Annotated in this window: 16 protein-coding genes; 9 read left to right on the top strand and 7 right to left on the bottom strand. The window is 43.6% G+C overall.

The genetic code is table 11. The annotated features are described in order from the left end of the window. Positions 1 to 12: 12 nt before the first annotated feature. The 6 genes from F988_RS09210 to F988_RS09185 form a co-directional block, all read right to left on the bottom strand. A complete protein-coding gene (locus tag F988_RS09210) occupies positions 13 to 936 on the bottom strand; it encodes a CysB family HTH-type transcriptional regulator (protein WP_004682663.1) in 924 nt (307 codons plus the stop codon). Between the two features lie 75 nt (positions 937 to 1011). Further along, positions 1012 to 2082 (bottom strand): sulfate/molybdate ABC transporter ATP-binding protein, encoded by a 1071-nt coding sequence (locus tag F988_RS09205; protein ID WP_004682661.1) that lies wholly within the window; start codon positions 2080 to 2082, stop codon positions 1012 to 1014. Positions 2083 to 2093: 11 nt separating this feature from the next. After that, positions 2094 to 2978 carry a sulfate ABC transporter permease subunit CysW gene (gene cysW / locus F988_RS09200; protein WP_004682660.1) on the bottom strand — a complete coding sequence of 295 codons (885 nt, stop codon included), beginning with the start codon at positions 2976 to 2978 and terminating at the stop codon, positions 2094 to 2096. Then, entirely contained in the window at positions 2975 to 3808 is an 834-nt protein-coding gene (gene cysT / locus F988_RS09195) for a sulfate ABC transporter permease subunit CysT (protein WP_004682659.1), read from the bottom strand. The genes cysW and cysT overlap by 4 nt, the downstream gene beginning before the upstream one ends. Positions 3809 to 3892: 84 nt before the next feature. Further along, on the bottom strand, positions 3893 to 4495 hold the full coding sequence (locus F988_RS09190; protein ID WP_004682658.1) for an RBBP9/YdeN family alpha/beta hydrolase: 603 nt from the start codon (positions 4493 to 4495) through the stop codon (positions 3893 to 3895). Between the two features lie 62 nt (positions 4496 to 4557). Next, complete coding sequence (locus tag F988_RS09185) at positions 4558 to 5565, bottom strand: sulfate ABC transporter substrate-binding protein (protein WP_004682657.1); 1008 nt, start codon at positions 5563 to 5565, stop codon at positions 4558 to 4560. Positions 5566 to 5816: 251 nt separating this feature from the next. Between F988_RS09185 and pabC the strand changes: the two genes are divergently transcribed. Genes pabC through tmk form a run of 3 tightly spaced genes read left to right on the top strand, consistent with a single transcriptional unit; the run spans position 5817 to position 8315 of the window. Beyond that, the gene (gene pabC / locus F988_RS09180; protein ID WP_004682656.1) at positions 5817 to 6629 is read left to right on the top strand and encodes an aminodeoxychorismate lyase; all 813 of its coding nucleotides are present in this window, start codon (positions 5817 to 5819) and stop codon (positions 6627 to 6629) included. A gap of 1 nt (position 6630) precedes the next feature. Beyond that, positions 6631 to 7707 (top strand): endolytic transglycosylase MltG, encoded by a 1077-nt coding sequence (gene mltG / locus F988_RS09175; protein WP_004682655.1) that lies wholly within the window; start codon positions 6631 to 6633, stop codon positions 7705 to 7707. Beyond that, a complete protein-coding gene (gene tmk, locus F988_RS09170) occupies positions 7707 to 8315 on the top strand; it encodes a dTMP kinase (protein WP_004682654.1) in 609 nt (202 codons plus the stop codon). Before mltG ends, tmk begins: the two co-directional genes overlap by 1 nt. Before the next feature lie 27 nt (positions 8316 to 8342). On the opposite strand, the gene nadB is transcribed toward tmk, so the two are convergent. Further along, the gene (nadB, locus tag F988_RS09165) at positions 8343 to 9980 is read right to left on the bottom strand and encodes an L-aspartate oxidase (RefSeq protein ID WP_171055680.1); all 1638 of its coding nucleotides are present in this window, start codon (positions 9978 to 9980) and stop codon (positions 8343 to 8345) included. 373 nt (positions 9981 to 10353) lie between these two features. On the opposite strand from nadB, the gene F988_RS09160 reads away from it, so the two are divergent. The 6 genes from F988_RS09160 to rnc all read left to right on the top strand — a co-directional run bounded on the left by F988_RS09160 (position 10354) and on the right by rnc (position 16230). Further along, positions 10354 to 11730 (top strand): Do family serine endopeptidase, encoded by a 1377-nt coding sequence (locus tag F988_RS09160; RefSeq protein ID WP_004682652.1) that lies wholly within the window; start codon positions 10354 to 10356, stop codon positions 11728 to 11730. Between the two features lie 111 nt (positions 11731 to 11841). Continuing rightward, positions 11842 to 12300 carry an acyl-CoA thioesterase gene (locus F988_RS09155; RefSeq protein WP_004682651.1) on the top strand — a complete coding sequence of 153 codons (459 nt, stop codon included), beginning with the start codon at positions 11842 to 11844 and terminating at the stop codon, positions 12298 to 12300. Between the two features lie 157 nt (positions 12301 to 12457). Next, complete coding sequence (lepA, locus tag F988_RS09150) at positions 12458 to 14275, top strand: translation elongation factor 4 (protein WP_004682650.1); 1818 nt, start codon at positions 12458 to 12460, stop codon at positions 14273 to 14275. Between the two features lie 21 nt (positions 14276 to 14296). Continuing rightward, entirely contained in the window at positions 14297 to 15160 is an 864-nt protein-coding gene (gene lepB / locus F988_RS09145) for a signal peptidase I (protein WP_004682649.1), read from the top strand. A 28-nt stretch (positions 15161 to 15188) separates the two neighbouring features. Continuing rightward, positions 15189 to 15566 (top strand): DUF4845 domain-containing protein, encoded by a 378-nt coding sequence (locus F988_RS09140; RefSeq protein ID WP_004682648.1) that lies wholly within the window; start codon positions 15189 to 15191, stop codon positions 15564 to 15566. After that, positions 15535 to 16230 carry a ribonuclease III gene (gene rnc / locus F988_RS09135; protein WP_004682647.1) on the top strand — a complete coding sequence of 232 codons (696 nt, stop codon included), beginning with the start codon at positions 15535 to 15537 and terminating at the stop codon, positions 16228 to 16230. Before F988_RS09140 ends, rnc begins: the two co-directional genes overlap by 32 nt.

Genomic DNA, 16230 nt, shown 5'->3' with positions numbered 1-16230 from the left:
GAGTTTCTATGATTACTCTTCAGGATAAGCAACCTTTTTTAACGCCTTGATATCTGTTTTAGGCGAGCATAACGAGATAAATTCATAACCATAACCACGCAGTAAATGACCTTTGCGAACTGCGATCCAAGTGGTATTGGCACCAAAAATATCGGTTTTGATCTGTTGCAGACGATAATCCCGCTCAGCATCATAGGCGACATCATTGACAATACCTACGCCCATATTCAGTTCAACATAGGTCTTGATGACATCGGCATCAAGTGCAGACATCACAATGTCAGCATGCAGTTGCGCATCTTCAAAAGCTTTGTCAATCTTGGAACGCCCTGTAAAACCGCCATGATAGGTAATTAACGGATATTCCGCCAAGACCTCAAGGCTAATTTTGTCCAATTTGGCCAATGGGTGATCTTTAGGTGTAATGATACTATGATGCCATTCATAATAAGGCACGCTTGCAAGATTTTCCTCTGTGGTTAATGATTCCGTTGCGATGCCAATATCCGCCTCGCCCTGAAGTAGCATTTCTGCAATTTCTACTGGACTGGCCTGTTGTAAGACCAAGTGAACCTTTGGAAATAATTTCTTGAACTGATTTACAATCGGTGGAAGTATATAACGTGCCTGAGTATGGGTGGTGGCAATGGTCAGTGTTCCTTCATCTACCTTGTTAAAGTCATCGGCAAGACGCTTGATATTGTCTGCATCGACCAGCATCCGTTCAACAATACTCAATAATGATTGGCCTGGTTCAGTGAGCCCCAGTAAACGCTTGCCTTTACGCACAAACAATTGTACGCCGAGTTCATCTTCTAAATCTTTAATGTGTTTACTGACACCTGACTGGGAGGTATAAAGTGCCGCAGACGCTTCGGTTAAATTAAAGTTTTGACGAACAGTTTCCCGAATAATTCTGAGTTGTTGAAAGTTCATAAATATTTTTCCACATAAAAGGTGGGGAACAACTAAAGTTCAGTAGGGAAGTTTAGTGTTCCTCCATATATTATTTTAAGCCACTTGCGTTGTTTGGTCTGCAAATAAGTGCAGTTGAGCCGCGCTAATCCAAACGGTCTGATTTGGCTTGAATTGATGTAAATTCGCTTCTTCTACACTTAATAAAATTTCGATGTTACGTCCACTGCGATCTTGTAATTCAGCAATGACTTTACCAGCAATCCAGACTTCACGTAGAAACGTTGCCTCAATGGTATTGGGCTGTGGTTGTGCATGAATATGTAGTTCATTTGGTCGTGCAAAGGCGATCACTTTGCCTTGCGGTGCATCTAAGGTATTTGGAAGCTGAATACGATCATCACCAATGTGGATGGTCCCGCCGCTGTGTTCCCCCTCAAAACGATTGGCTTGACCTAAAAAGTCAAATACAAACGGTGTAGCGGGTTTTTCATACACTTCACGTGGTGAACCAATTTGTTCAACATCACCTTTGTTCATCACAATGATTTGATCGGCAACTTCCAGCGCCTCTTCCTGATCATGGGTCACAAAGATGGAAGTGATATGTAGTTCATCATGCAGGGTACGCAACCAGCGGCGTAGTTCCTTACGCACTTTGGCATCTAGTGCGCCAAACGGTTCATCCAGTAATAAGACACGGGGTTCAACTGCTAAAGCACGGGCTAAGGCGATCCGTTGACGTTGACCACCCGAAAGTTGGGCAGGGTAACGGTCAGCCAGAAATCTCAATTGCACCAAGTCCAATAAACGAGTCACACGTTTTTTAATTTCAGCTTCTGTTGGACGGGTGGCACGTGGGCGCACGCGTAAACCAAAAGCGATATTATCAAACACAGTCATGTGGCGGAACAGAGCATAATGCTGGAACACAAAACCGACCTGACGCTCACGCACATGGATGTTGGTGGCATCTTCACCCTCAAGCAAGACCTGACCGCCATCCGCAGATTCAAGTCCTGCGATGATGCGTAACAGTGTGGTTTTACCGCAGCCAGATGGACCCAGCAATGCAACCAGTTCACCCTCAGGAAAGTCTAGGGAGATGTTTTTTAGCGCATGGAATGCACCAAAGTGTTTTTCAATATTTTTAACTTGAATACTCATGTGTTCATTCCTTATGTATTTGGCTGATGTTCGTTGGCTTGGTCTTGACGGATTTCTAACCATGTTTTCAAAATCAGGGTAATAATCGCTAAAAATGCCAGTAATGAAGACACAGCAAATGCAGCACTAAAGGTATATTCGTTATAAAGAATCTCAACGTGTAACGGTAAGGTATTGGTTTGGCCACGAATATGTCCTGACACCACCGATACCGCACCAAACTCACCCATTGCACGGGCATTACATAGAATCACACCGTAAATCAGACCCCATTTAATATTTGGCAGGGTCACTTTCCAAAAGGTTTGCCAGCCTGAAGCACCCAAAACAATCGCAGCTTCTTCTTCCTCTGTGCCTTGCGCTTCCATGAGTGGAATCAGTTCACGTGCAACAAAAGGAACGGTAATAAAAATGGTCGCCAATACAATTGCGGGAACGGCATATAGAATCTTGATGTCATGATCCATTAACCAGCCACCAATCCAGCCTTGTGTACCGAAAATCAACACCAGCATTAAACCTGCAATGACAGGGGAAACCGAAAACGGCATATCAATAATGGTGGTGAGGATGGCCTTGCCACGGAATTGAAACTTAGCCACTGCCCATGCCGCGGCAACCCCGAATACCACATTGATTGGAACGGCAATTGCAGCGGTTAATAAAGTCAGCTTCACCGCAGACAGGGTATCTGAATCGGTCAAGGCATTGATATACACTTCAATCCCTTGTTTAAACGCTTCTACAAACACCAGAATCAGCGGCAAAATCAGGCAGCTCAGAAAGAAAATCATTGCCACGGTGATCAGCGTATAACGTACCCAGGTCGGTTCACGGGTTGCATCGCGGGTCTGTAACTTGAGTGCCAATGCATTGCTATTGTTATTTAAGCTCATTGTGCAACTCTTCCTGTACGGCGGCTTGCCCATGCCTGTAATAAGTTAATTAAAAATAGGATGGCAAAGGAGAGAACCAGCATCACCACGGCAATGGTGGTTGCACCTGCATAATCATATTCTTCCAGACGGGAAATAATCATCAATGGTGCAATCTCGGTCTTATATGGCATATTCCCTGCGATGAAAATAACTGAACCATATTCACCAACACCACGGGCAAATGCCAGCGCAAAACCTGTCAGTAATGCAGGGAATAAAATTGGCAGAATCACCTTACTAATGGTTTGCCAGCGATTTGCGCCCAGTGCAGAAGCCGCTTCTTCAAGCTCCGTTTCAATGTCGCTGAGTACAGGTTGTACGGTACGCACCACAAAAGGCAGGCCAATAAAGATCAGGGCAAGGGTAATACCCAGCGGGGTATAGGCCACATGAATACCTAAAGGTTCAAGATATTGTCCAATCCAGCCATTTTTTGCATACAGTGAGGTGAGGGCAATACCTGCAACCGCAGTGGGTAACGCAAAAGGAAGATCTACCAGTGCATCGACAATTCTTTTGCCTGGAAAGCTATAACGTACCAAGCACCATGCCAGTAATAAGCCAAAAATCACATTGACTGTGGCGGCAATCAGGGCAGCACTAAAGCTTAGTTGTAGAGACTTTAAAATTCGTTCAGAAGTTAAGATTTCCCATAATCCGTCCCATCCAATCCCAAAAGATTTGATAAACACAGCAGATAAAGGAATAAGCACAATGAAAGACACGTAAGCGAGGGTAAAGCCTAAAGAGAGACCAAACCCAGACAGCACTCGGGAACGCTGCGACATGATATTTCCTCAAGATGAGAGATGCTTGCTAAAGACCAGTAAGCAAATAAATAACGCGAAAACTAAAGGTATGAAGAGCTGAGCTTAGGCAAATTTCAGGTTAAAATTTGCCTGACTCATTCGGTTTACAGGCTGCATCTTTTTTTCGGGCAGCATGTAATTGAGGATTTCAGGAAAAGGACCAAACCCAGATGCCACATTGATATGACCAACCTGACCCAGATTAATCGGAGTGAGTTTCCATGCCTGTGCAAGCTGTAACGCATCGACATAACCCAGCCATGGATCATTTTCACTAATCAATAATGTGGTCGGCACATCAATGCTGAGCTGATGAAAATATTGCTTGTAGACCGTCAGACTATGACGGGCAAAGCCACTTTCACCAAAACGGGCAGGGTTGGCAGGTGCCACCAGAATCAGGTTTTTCACCTTTGCCCTGAGTTCAGGATGTTCAGCAAGAGCCGCAACACTGGTCAGGCAACCAAAACTGTGTGCAACGATTTGCACAGGCGATTTAATTGCTGCAACTGTTTTGACAAACTGGGCAACCCATTCATTTAATACTGGTCGGTCCCAGTGTTTTTGCTGCACACGAGAACTAGACACGAGTTGCTGTTGTAACCACGACTGCCAATGTTGTGCTTCACTGCCACCAACACCAGGAACAATGACTGTATGAACCATGTCTATTCTCCTTCTTAACTTCCCCCTTGCGCTGTTATCAACTACAGCGCAAGGAGAGTTTATTATTTGCCTGTACTATTGGTCTTAACGATCTGGTCAAAAATACCGCCGTTGTCAAAGTGGGTTTTTTGTACCTTGGTCCAGCCACCAAACTCTTTATCAATTGTCACAAGCTTCAGAGGCTTAAAAGTGGTGCTATATTTCTTTAAAACAGCTGCGTTGCGAGGACGGTAGAAGTTACGCGCTGCAATTTCCTGACCCGCTGGTGAATAGAGATAGTTCAGGTAACCACGGGCAATTTGCAGGTTGCCTTTCTTCTCGGCATTTTTCTCAACCACGGCCACAGGTGGCTCAGCAAGAATTGAAAGTGATGGAGTCACAATTTCAAACTTGCCTGGCTGCTCACGTACGGCAAGGAATGCTTCATTTTCCCAAGCCAGCAACACGTCACCGATGCCACGTTCAGCAAAGGTCGTGGTTGAACCACGGGCACCTGAATCAAGCACCTTGGTTTGTTTATAAATCTGGCGTACGAATTCCTGTGCCTTGGCATCATTACCACCTTTCTGGTGTTTTGCCCAAGCCCATGCTGCCAAATAGTTCCAGCGCGCACCACCTGAAGTTTTAGGGTTCGGGGTAATGATTTCTACACCTGGTTTAACCAGGTCGCCCCAATCTTTAATCTGTTTAGGGTTGTCTTTACGCACAAGGAAAACGATGGTTGAGGTATAAGGTGTTGAGTTATTTGGCAGTTTCTTCTGCCAGTCTGCTGGAAGCAATTTTGCATTTTCAGCAATTTCATCAATATCTGCTGCAAGGGCAAGTGTCACCACATCAGCATTTAAGCCATCAATCACGGCACGGGCCTGTTTGCCTGAACCACCATGGGATTGTTTGAAGTCAATGTCCTGACCTGTACGCTGTTTCCAGAAAGCACCAAACTGCTTGTTGAAATCGGTATAAAGCTCGCGGGTTGGGTCATAAGAGACATTTAAAAACTCTTGTGCTGCAAAAGAAGACACTGAGAGTAATGCGGCAATGACACCAACTTTTAACTGAGATAAACGCATGAAAAACCCCTTGAAACTAAATGAATGTTTGGAATATGGATGCAGCATAACGCCAGTTTTTTTGCAAAAAAAATAATTAAAAACGAATTTGATATGAAAAAAATGCAATTGCATAAAATAGATAAGCTATGCTGAATTATTGATAAATAATAAATTTTTATTTCACTGCTTAAGTTGGTATAATTATTTAAAATCAAAGAGTTATTTATTGTTAATCATGTGGACTATTTGGGTTGAAAGGTGTTTGAATCATGCAATGCTATAAAAATGGACAATTCATTGATTCTATTCCTTTACTTGATCGGGCATTTCACTATGGAGATGGCTGCTTTACCACAGCACGTATTTTTCAGGAAAATTTTGAACTAAAAGAATTGCACTTTGCACGTTTAAAACTAGCTTGCCAGAACCTGAGTCTGGATGCTGATTTATCTCAAATTGAAAAATCAATCGAGCAGTTGCAACAACAGCATTCAAGCTTAAACGGCACCTTAAAGATCGTGATTAGTCGTGGAGAGGGAAACCGTGGCTATAGCTTGCCTTTGCATCCCGCCGATATTTACCTTTGGTATTATCCAGCCACATTGCAGGCTTTCCAGCCTGAATGGATTGCCAGTGGCATGCTAAATCGTGCTTTGGGCCTGACCATGCCGAATCTGGTGGGCTTAAAAACCCTGAACCGTTTGGAACAGGTGTTATTGAAACAGGAAGCAGACCAGCAGGGTTGGCTTGAGGCATTGGTCAGTGATGTACAGGGTTATATTGTTGAAGGCGTGAGCAGTAATTGTTTTATTCGTATAAATGGACGGTGGATTACGCCAGAACTTCGTTATAATGGCGTGCACGGTGTCATGCGGGCAACTATCCTGTCGCGAATGCAGCAATCACAGATTGAATGTGAGCAACGCTATATTGGAATAGATGAGCTTGGGCAGATTCAAAGCCTATTTTTCTGTAATGCCTTGCACCCGATGAAAGCGGTTGTTCGATTTCATGATCGAGCTTTAGAGCAACAACCTTGTCTTGATTTATTTAAAACTTTAAAACTGAACCAGATTGATTAATATGCCAAAGCCGCCAAATTCAAGCAAAAGCAATAAAAAACCGAAAGCCACGCCGAAATCCAGATTTCCAGTGAAAGCATTTTTGGGCGCGATCATTATTTTACTTGTCATCCTGTTGAGCATTGTGGGCACAAGCCTGTTTAAGAATTATCCTGTTGAGGGCAAGAAACAGCTTTTGGTCATTTCTTCGGGCGATACCTATTCCAGATTTATTGACCGTCTTGCAAAAGAAAATAAGGTGAATTTTCCGATAATATTAAAGCTGTACCAGAAGTTCATGATTCATGACAGTATGAAAGCGGGTGTGTATGAAGTCACTCATGGCATGAGTGTTCGTCAGGTGCTGGATATGTTGTCGAATGCTGAAAATGCACAGATGAACCGTATTCTGGTGATTGAGGGAACAACGTTTAAGCAACTGGTTCAGAATCTTAAAAAAGACCCAAATGTCAGCAAAACCATTCTGGATTTGCCACAGGATCAATTGCTTAAGGAGCTGGACATTCCATATTCACATCCAGAAGGCTTGTTTGCACCTGATACGTATTTCTTCGCAAAAGGTGAAACGGACAAAAAAATCCTGACCGATTTATACCGCCGTCAAATGAAATCACTGGATGAGGCATGGGCAAATAAAGCGGCGAATCTCCCTTACAAAGATAAGTATGAAGCATTGATCATGGCTTCGATTATTGAAAAGGAAACCAGTCTGGACAGTGAGTTGCAACAGGTTTCAGGTGTGTTTGTGCGTCGCCTGCAAATCGGAATGCGTCTGCAAACAGACCCAACCGTGATTTATGGCATGGGTGATCAATATAAAGGGAATATCACCCGTAATGACTTACGTACCCCAACAGCGTATAACACCTATACTATTAACGGATTGCCACCAACGCCAATTGCTTTGCCAAGTAAAAAAGCAATTGAGGCTGCCATGCATCCAGATGACTCAAAAAATCTTTATTTTGTTGCCACAGGCAATGGTGGACATAAATTTACAGCATCGTTGGAAGAGCATAACCGTGCGGTACAGGAATATTTAACTGTGTTACGTTCAAAGAAAAATCAGGGTGAATGATGTTTATTAGTTTTGAAGGAACGGAAGGTGTGGGCAAAACCACGCTGATTCGCAAAATTCACCAGTACTTTGAACAGCAGGGTAAACAGGTGCAGCTCACCCGCGAACCAGGTGGAACGCCATTGGCGGAACAGATTCGCTCGTTGCTGTTGGCGGTGAATCATGAAGAACAAATGAGCCATGATACTGAGCTGTTATTGATTTATGCGGCACGGGCGCAACATTTACAGCAGGTGATTGTTCCAGCTTTGGAGGCTGGCAAGATTGTGTTAAGTGACCGTTTTACCGATGCCAGTTTTGCCTATCAATGTGCTGGGCGTGGTTTAAGTCAGAAAAAATTGCAGCTACTTAACCAGACTTTCGTTTCCCATATGCCGAATATTACTTTTTGGTTGGATGCGCCGATTGAACTGGGTATGACCCGTGCCAGAGAGCGTGGGGCACTGGATCGTTTTGAGCAGGAAAAGCTGAGCTTCTTTACCAAGGTGCGGACAGGATATGAAAGCTTGTGGCAGGCTGAACCTGAACGGATTAAGCGACTGGATGCCACACAGAATGCTGAGCTTGTGTTTGAAGACGCCCTAAATTATGTAAAACAGCTTGCTTAGAAGCTGTTTTACATCGAATAAATATAATTACTCATTCACCAATGGCTGTTCCACTGCAAAATTTGGTGGTGTCAGAACAGTTTTACGAATTTCACTGGAGAGTTCAGGATAATCCAGCGTGTAATGCAGACCACGGGATTCCTTGCGTTGCATGGCACAGCGAACAATCATCTCAGAAACAAGCACCAGATTACGCAATTCAATCAGGTTCTTGCTGACACGATAGTCCTGATAATACTCCGTGATTTCACGTTTTAACATTTCAATACGGTGCAGGGCACGTTGTAAACGTTTGGTCGTCCGTACAATTCCCACATAGTTCCACATGGTTGAACGCAATTCATCCCAGTTTTGCAGAATCACCACATCTTCATCCGCATCGGTGACCTGTGATTCATCCCACGCAGGAACCTCAGGGAATTTAAAGCCCTCATCAAATTTCTGTTCAATATCTTCCGCCGCACTCATGCCATACACAAAGCACTCAAGTAAGGAGTTGCTCGCCATACGGTTTGCACCGTGTAGACCTGTGTAGGAGGTTTCACCAATGGCATACAAACCTGTCAAATCGGTGTGGCTGCTGGAATCTACCATCACACCACCACAGGTATAGTGGGCAGCAGGTACAACAGGAATCATGTCCTTGGTAATGTCAATACCAAGCTCTAGCAGGCGTGCATAGAGTGTAGGGAAGTGTTCGGTAATAAACTCTGGTGATTTATGGGTAATGTCCAGCCATACATGGCGGATACCCAAACGCTTGATCTCGTAGTCAATGGCACGGGCCACAATATCACGGGGGGCAAGTTCGGCACGTTCATCAAAACGCAGCATAAAACGTTCACCATCAGGTAAACGCAGATAAGCCCCTTCACCACGCATTGCTTCAGTAATCAGGAACGAACGTGCTTTGGGATGATATAAGCAGGTTGGGTGGAACTGGTTGAATTCCATATTGGCAACACGGCAACCCGCACGATAGGCCATTGCAATACCATCACCCGTTGCGATGTCAGGGTTTGAGGTATATAGATAGGCTTTCATTGCACCGCCACAAGCCAAAGCGGTGAAAGGGGCTAGAAACGTATGAACCTGTTCAGCACTTTCATCCAGGGCATATAAGCCAATTGCACGGTTAGGCTGGTTCTGGTGGCCAAGTTTATGCAAGGTGATCAGGTCAATTGCAATGTAATTTTCAAAAATGGTGATGTTGTCGCGTTCTTTGGCGCGTTCAACCAATGTGGTTGAAATTGCTTTGCCTGTTGCATCCGCTGAATGGATGATACGGCGTTGCGAGTGCCCCCCTTCACGGGTAAGGTGTAATTGCTCGTCATCATCCAGTGTGAACTGCACACCTTGTTTCAGCAGGAAGTCAACAGAGGGTTTGCCACCCTCAACGGTATGTTTGACGGCATCCATTTCACATAAATGTGCGCCTGCAATCATCGTGTCACTAATGTGTTGTTGAATGGAATCAGTCTCGTTCAGTACCGCAGCAACACCGCCCTGAGCATAAAAGGTACTGGCTTCCGTGAGCGCCGCCTTTGCCAAAATTGCAATGTTGTAATGACTCGGTAAAGAGAGTGCGAGGCTTAGGCCCGCACCACCACTGCCTACAATAATCACATCAAAATGGTGAATTGTTTCTAAATCAGGCATGACGATCTGCTTCATTTTCAAACGTTCGCTAATGACAACGCTTTTTAATGAAAAAGGCAAGTGCCAATCTGCCTGGAATTGAATGAAATTTTAGCGAATAAGTTTATTTTAATTGCTTGCCATAATTTAGCAGATCTATATAAATATAGGTCAATTACGATTTGGAACACTGTTTTAATCTTTTTTTAAGGCTTCCCATGGTAAAACATGGCTGAGAGTGAAGATTGAGGTGGAACTCCACAATTTATTCACATTCTGCCATTCTATTTCGTTGTATACCTTGAAAATATAAACATATTTTTACGAAAAGAATGCTAGGGTTGTGATAAAAACATAATCTTGAATTTTATTTGATCATCAGTATGTAGGTTCTTGCTTCATGAAAAGTCGCTATTTACAACAAGGAATGTATGCTGCGGTATTTACGGTGGCAGCTGCTCAAGTCAATGCTGCATCGCCAGTAGATTTTTCAAGTCTCGTTGAGCAGGTTAGCCCTGCTGTGGTGAGTGTGAATGTTGTGAAGAAAATGACTCAGGAAGAGTTGTTGCAGCAACAGGTTCCCGAAATTTTACGCCGTTTTTTTGGTAATCAGGTGATTATTCCCCAACAGCAGGGGCCACAGGAAAAAACGGCTTACGGCAGTGCGTTTTTTATCAGCAAGGATGGCTATCTGTTAACCAATCGTCATGTCATTGACGATGCCTCACGTATTACCATTACCTTAAATGACCGTCGTGAGCTTGATGCGACCTTAGTTGGAAGTGATGAGCGCACTGATATTGCCTTGCTAAAAGTGAATGGCGCGAGTTTCCCTGAACTGAAAATTGGTGATTCAAATCAGCTAAAAGTGGGTGAACCTGTGTTGGCGATAGGTTCTCCTTTTGGCTTTGATTACTCAGCATCGGCAGGCATCGTCAGCGCAAAGTCACGTAATATGAGTGGTGAAACGTCAGTTCCATTTATTCAGACCGATGCAGCCTTAAACCCAGGCAACTCTGGTGGTCCATTGTTTAACCAGCGTGGTGAGGTAGTGGGTGTAAACTCGCGTATCTTTAGTGGTACGGGTGGTTATATGGGCTTGTCTTTCTCTATCCCAATTGATGTGGCGATGGATGTTGTGCAGCAGCTGAAAACCAGTGGTAAGGTAACGCGTTCTTATTTGGGGGTGATGTTGCAGGATATTGACCGCAACTTGGCCGATGCCTATAAACTGCCAAAACCAGAAGGATCATTGATTAATCAGGTTTCGCCAAAATCTCCTGCTGAAAAAGCAGGCCTAAAACCAGGTGATGTCATTTTAAAACTGGATGGTAATAGCATTAGCCGTACCAGCGACCTGATTTATCGCTTAAACCGTATTGCACCAAACCAGACCATCCAGCTGGAAGTTCTGAGAGATGACAAGATCCGTACAATTTCTGCGACTTTAAGTGTGGCGCCAGATGATACACCTGCGGCTGAGGATAAAAATAATCCAACCAATGGCTTGGGTATGAATATCCGTGACTTGACGGAAGCTGAACAAAGCCGTTTAAATGTTAATGGTGGTGCTTTGGTCCGTGAGGTGAAACGTGGTGGTTTGGCTTCATTGTCGAATCTGGTTGCGGGGGATGTGATTGTACAAGTCAACAGCACACCTGTTGCCAATAGTCAGGCATTTGCTAAGGCAATTGCAGCATTGCCAAAAAATAGTGTGGCCCGTATTGTGATTATCCGTCAGGGGCAACGTGCAATTGTTGGTTTGCGTCTTCAGTAATTCATCTTGATTTTTAAGACCACTCCTCATTGGGGTGGTTTTTATTTTGTAATGACGATGGGTTTAGACTAGTGTATGCAACGAAACTTTGACGAATGAAATATCAGACCAATGAGTACCATTTTTGATTTAAAAATACAGGTTCAGCCAGCACATATTGATGTACTTGGGCATGTCAACAATGTGATGTATATCCAGTGGATGCAAGATGTTGCTGAGGCGCATATCGAAGCATTGGGTTTGGGGCTGGCACAATATCTGGAACTCAATCATGCGATGGTCGCGGTTGAACACCATGTGCAATATCGTAAAGCTGCACTTGAGGGGGAGGAAGTCATCTTAAGGACGTGGCTTAATGATATTAATGCATTATATTCTTTTCGCCAGTATGCATTTTACCGTCCCAAGGATCAAAGTATCCTGTTCGTTGGTAACACTAAATGGGCCTGTATTGAAATTGCCACAGGTCGTCCAAAACGCATGTCACCAAGTTTTACCCATGCCTACCAACCCATTCCAGCTGATTTGAATCCGATGGATTTTTCAATTTCCTATGCTGCTATGGAATGAATGAAGGTGTTGCGTGAACCATGAAGCCTTTAAATGAAACTCATTATTTTGGATACTTTGAAAAGCTGTTCTGTTATAATCGGCAACAATTTTGTTAAACCGCTTTGGCCTATTGCTTTTTTAAAGTATCAGGCGTTCTATTTTCTCAAGGTAACCCATGGCGCAAGCTAAAAAATCCGTAGATATCAAAAATATACGAAATTTCTCGATTATTGCTCACATTGACCACGGTAAGTCAACACTGGCTGACCGTTTCATTCAAATGTGTGGCGGCTTACAGGATCGTGAGATGCAGGCTCAGGTGCTAGACTCCATGGAGCTTGAGCGTGAACGTGGGATTACCATTAAGGCTGCGTCGGTCACGTTGTACTATACGCATCCGAATGGTCAGGAATATCAACTCAACTTTATTGATACGCCAGGGCACGTTGACTTTTCTTATGAAGTGTCACGTTCCTTGGCTGCATGTGAAGGTGCATTGCTAGTCGTGGATGCGGCACAGGGAGTTGAGGCTCAATCTGTTGCAAACTGTTATACCGCAATTGAGCAAGGCTTGGAAGTATTGCCCATCCTGAACAAGATTGATTTACCTCAGGCTGAACCTGAGCGTGTCATCCATGAGATTGAAGAAATTATCGGGATTGAGGCAACAGATGCGCCAACCTGTTCTGCAAAAACAGGTTTAGGGGTTGAGGGCGTTTTAGAGCGTCTGGTCGATGTGATTCCAGCACCAGAAGGTGACCGTGATGCGCCGTTGCAGGCGTTGATCATTGACTCATGGTTTGACAACTATTTGGGTGTTGTCTCGCTTGTCCGCATTAAACAGGGTCGTATCCGTAAGGGCGACAAGATGCTGGTGAAATCAACTGGACAAACGCATCCTGTGACATCGGTAGGTGTGTTTAATCCAAAACATACTGAAACTGATTTGCTTGAGGCAGGTGAGGTTGGTTTTGTCATTGCGGGTATCAAGGATATTTTTGGTGCACCAGTCGGTGATACCATCACGCTTTCATCTACTCCCGATGTTGCAATACTTCCAGGCTTTAAGAAAGTGAAGCCACAGGTGTATGCTGGGCTTTTCCCAATTGATGCCAGTGATTTCGAGCCATTCCGTGAGGCTCTGCAAAAACTCCAGATTAATGATTCAGCTTTATTCTTTGAACCAGAAAGCTCTGATGCTTTAGGTTTTGGTTTCCGTTGCGGCTTCTTGGGGATGCTGCATATGGAAATTGTGCAGGAACGTTTGGAACGTGAATATGATCTTGACCTGATTAGTTCTGCGCCAACTGTAATTTATGAAGCATTGACCAAGAAAGGCGACATTATTTATATCGATAGCCCATCGAAAATGCCAGATGGTTCAACAGTTGAAGACTTACGTGAGCCGATTGCAGAATGTCATATTCTTGTGCCACAGGAATATCTGGGCAATGTCATGACCTTGTGTATTGAGCGTCGTGGTGTGCAAAAAGATATGAAATTCCTGGGTAATCAGGTATCCATCACCTTTGAAATTCCAATGGCTGAGGTGGTTATGGATTTCTTTGACAAGTTGAAATCATGTTCTCGTGGCTTTGCTTCACTGGATTATAACTTTGTCCGTTTTGAGAGTTCATCTCTGGTTAAGGTTGACGTGTTAATTAATAGCGAAAAGGTGGATGCCTTGGCGATGATTTGTCACCGTCAGGATGCCCGCCATCGTGGTATCGCACTGGTTGAGAAGATGAAAGACCTGATTCCCCGCCAAATGTATGATGTGGCGATTCAGGCAGCTATTGGTGCGCAAATCATTGCACGTTCTACCGTTAAAGCCATGCGTAAGAACGTTTTGGCAAAATGTTATGGTGGTGACGTGTCTCGTAAGAAGAAACTGCTTTCGAAACAAAAAGAAGGTAAGAAACGCATGAAACAGGTGGGAAGTGTCGAAATTCCACAGGAAGCGTTCTTGGCTGTATTAAAAGTTGATCGATAGAAAAAGACTTAGGAATCGCTCATGGATTTTGATTTTAATTTGATTCTCGTTCCAGTCACACTGATATTTTTTATCGTGTGGTTGCTTGACAAGTTTGTACTGAAACAACGTGCAAATAAGGGACGTGATCAGGAAAACTTTGTGATCACATGGGCGTATGATTTCTGGCCAGTATTGGCTGTGGTGTTGGTGCTACGTTCTTTCCTCTATGAGCCATTTAATATCCCATCTGACTCTATGGTGCCTACCTTGGAAACAGGTGACTTTATTTTGGTGAATAAGTTTGATTACGGTGTACGTTTGCCGATTATAAATACCAAAATAATTAATATTGGTGAACCAAAGCGCGGTGAAGTCATCGTGTTCCGTTATCCACCACAGCCTACTATTAGTTATATCAAGCGTGTAGTGGGTTTGCCTGGTGACCATATTCAGTTTAAAGATGGGCAGCTAATCATTAATGGTCAGCAAATTGCAAAAGTTGCTACTGAGGTTAAACGTGAAAAGGATCAACTTGAAACGCCAACCGTATATTATTTTAAAGAGACTTTAGGTGAGCATCAGCATCTGATCCGTTATCTGGATGGGCGTAATCCTTTGGCTGAACAGTTCCAGTTTGCTCAGTTAAAGGGCGCTGAAGCATTAGTGCCATTTGTGGCAAAAGCCAATGATGTGTTTATTAAAAGTAATGGACGGGATTGGGAAGTGACTGTACCACAAGGCCAGTATTTTGCGATGGGGGATAACCGTGACCAAAGCGCTGATAGCCGTTTTTGGGGTTTTGTCCCAGAAGCCAATTTAACAGGGCGTGCTTTTTATGTATGGATGCATAAAGAACCTGGTTTCAATCTTCCAAGTTTCAGCCGAAATGGTAAGATTGACTAATAAATAAAACGTATAGGACATACTACAGATGCGTAAATCTCAACAAGGCGCTTCGTATATTGCAATTTTATTTGGGGTGGTTCTATTTGCGATTGCTGTAAAGGCATCAATCGCAATCTGGCCAGCATATTGGGATGATCGAATTATAGATTCTCAAATTGAAGGTCTATTAAAGGATAGTCCTGAGAATATTACACCAACTAAGTTCGCAGCTCAGATGGATCAGCGTCTGGATATGAATGGGGTTCGGGATCTTCGTTTCAAGGATGTTGCACAGGTTACTTATAAAGATGATTTAATTGTTAAGAAAAAGTATGAAGTGCGTAAGCCTTTCATGCTGAATATTAGTTTAGTGATGACCTTTGAGAAGACTTTTGACCAAAAATCTGCCAAACAAGCTCAATGATGCACGTCTGCAAGGGCGAATTGGTCACCAGTTTAAACACCTTGATTTGTTAAAACTGGCATTGACCCATCGTTCTGTGAGTCAAAAGCACAATTATGAACGCCTGGAATTTCTAGGCGATTCATTATTAGGGATGATTGTTGCCAATTATCTTTACCATACCTACCCACTTGAAAATGAAGGTCGCTTAACGCGGATGCGTGCGACTTTGGTTCGACAGGAAGCATTGGGGAAAATTGCAAATGACTTACAATTGAGTCGGTCATTAATTTTAAGCACAGGCGAGTTAAAATCGGGTGGACATCACCGAGAGTCAATTCTGGCTGATACAGTTGAAGCAATTATTGGTGCCATTTATTTGGACAGCAATGATCTCAACCTGTTGGAACGCATTGTGCTAAAATGGTATGAGCCTTATCTGGATTATATTGAACCGACAGATCAACTGAAAGACCCGAAATCACGTTTGCAAGAGTATTTACAAGCACGTAAAAAACCTCTCCCAGTTTACGAGGTTGTAGATATTCAGGGTGATGCCCCTAATCAACATTTCAAAGTGGAATGTGATGTAGCGGGACTGCCAAAAATTATAGGCGAGGGCTCAAGTCGTCGTTTTGCCGAACAAACGGCAGCGGCAGAGATTTTAAAATTATTGGAGCAATAA

Source organism: Acinetobacter parvus DSM 16617 = CIP 108168, assembly GCF_000368025.1.
Lineage (GTDB): Bacteria > Pseudomonadota > Gammaproteobacteria > Pseudomonadales > Moraxellaceae > Acinetobacter > Acinetobacter parvus.
The sequence above is the reverse complement of the archived record's forward strand: the minus strand, read 5'-3'. Positions and strand labels throughout refer to the sequence as shown.

Bases quoted from the DNA above. Each gene is read 5' to 3' on its own strand.
- F988_RS09155 (WP_004682651.1), top strand. From the start codon at position 11,842: ATGAGTACCATTTTTGATTTAAAAATACAGGTTCAGCCAGCACATATT.
- cysT (WP_004682659.1), bottom strand. From the start codon at position 3,808: ATGTCGCAGCGTTCCCGAGTGCTGTCTGGGTTTGGTCTCTCTTTAGGC.
- mltG (WP_004682655.1), top strand. From the start codon at position 6,631: ATGCCAAAGCCGCCAAATTCAAGCAAAAGCAATAAAAAACCGAAAGCC.
- F988_RS09160 (WP_004682652.1), top strand. From the start codon at position 10,354: ATGAAAAGTCGCTATTTACAACAAGGAATGTATGCTGCGGTATTTACG.
- tmk (WP_004682654.1), top strand. From the start codon at position 7,707: ATGTTTATTAGTTTTGAAGGAACGGAAGGTGTGGGCAAAACCACGCTG.
- lepA (WP_004682650.1), top strand. From the start codon at position 12,458: ATGGCGCAAGCTAAAAAATCCGTAGATATCAAAAATATACGAAATTTC.
- F988_RS09190 (WP_004682658.1), bottom strand. From the start codon at position 4,495: ATGGTTCATACAGTCATTGTTCCTGGTGTTGGTGGCAGTGAAGCACAA.
- cysW (WP_004682660.1), bottom strand. From the start codon at position 2,978: ATGAGCTTAAATAACAATAGCAATGCATTGGCACTCAAGTTACAGACC.
- F988_RS09140 (WP_004682648.1), top strand. From the start codon at position 15,189: ATGCGTAAATCTCAACAAGGCGCTTCGTATATTGCAATTTTATTTGGG.
- lepB (WP_004682649.1), top strand. From the start codon at position 14,297: ATGGATTTTGATTTTAATTTGATTCTCGTTCCAGTCACACTGATATTT.
- F988_RS09210 (WP_004682663.1), bottom strand. From the start codon at position 936: ATGAACTTTCAACAACTCAGAATTATTCGGGAAACTGTTCGTCAAAAC.
- F988_RS09205 (WP_004682661.1), bottom strand. From the start codon at position 2,082: ATGAGTATTCAAGTTAAAAATATTGAAAAACACTTTGGTGCATTCCAT.
- F988_RS09185 (WP_004682657.1), bottom strand. From the start codon at position 5,565: ATGCGTTTATCTCAGTTAAAAGTTGGTGTCATTGCCGCATTACTCTCA.
- pabC (WP_004682656.1), top strand. From the start codon at position 5,817: ATGCAATGCTATAAAAATGGACAATTCATTGATTCTATTCCTTTACTT.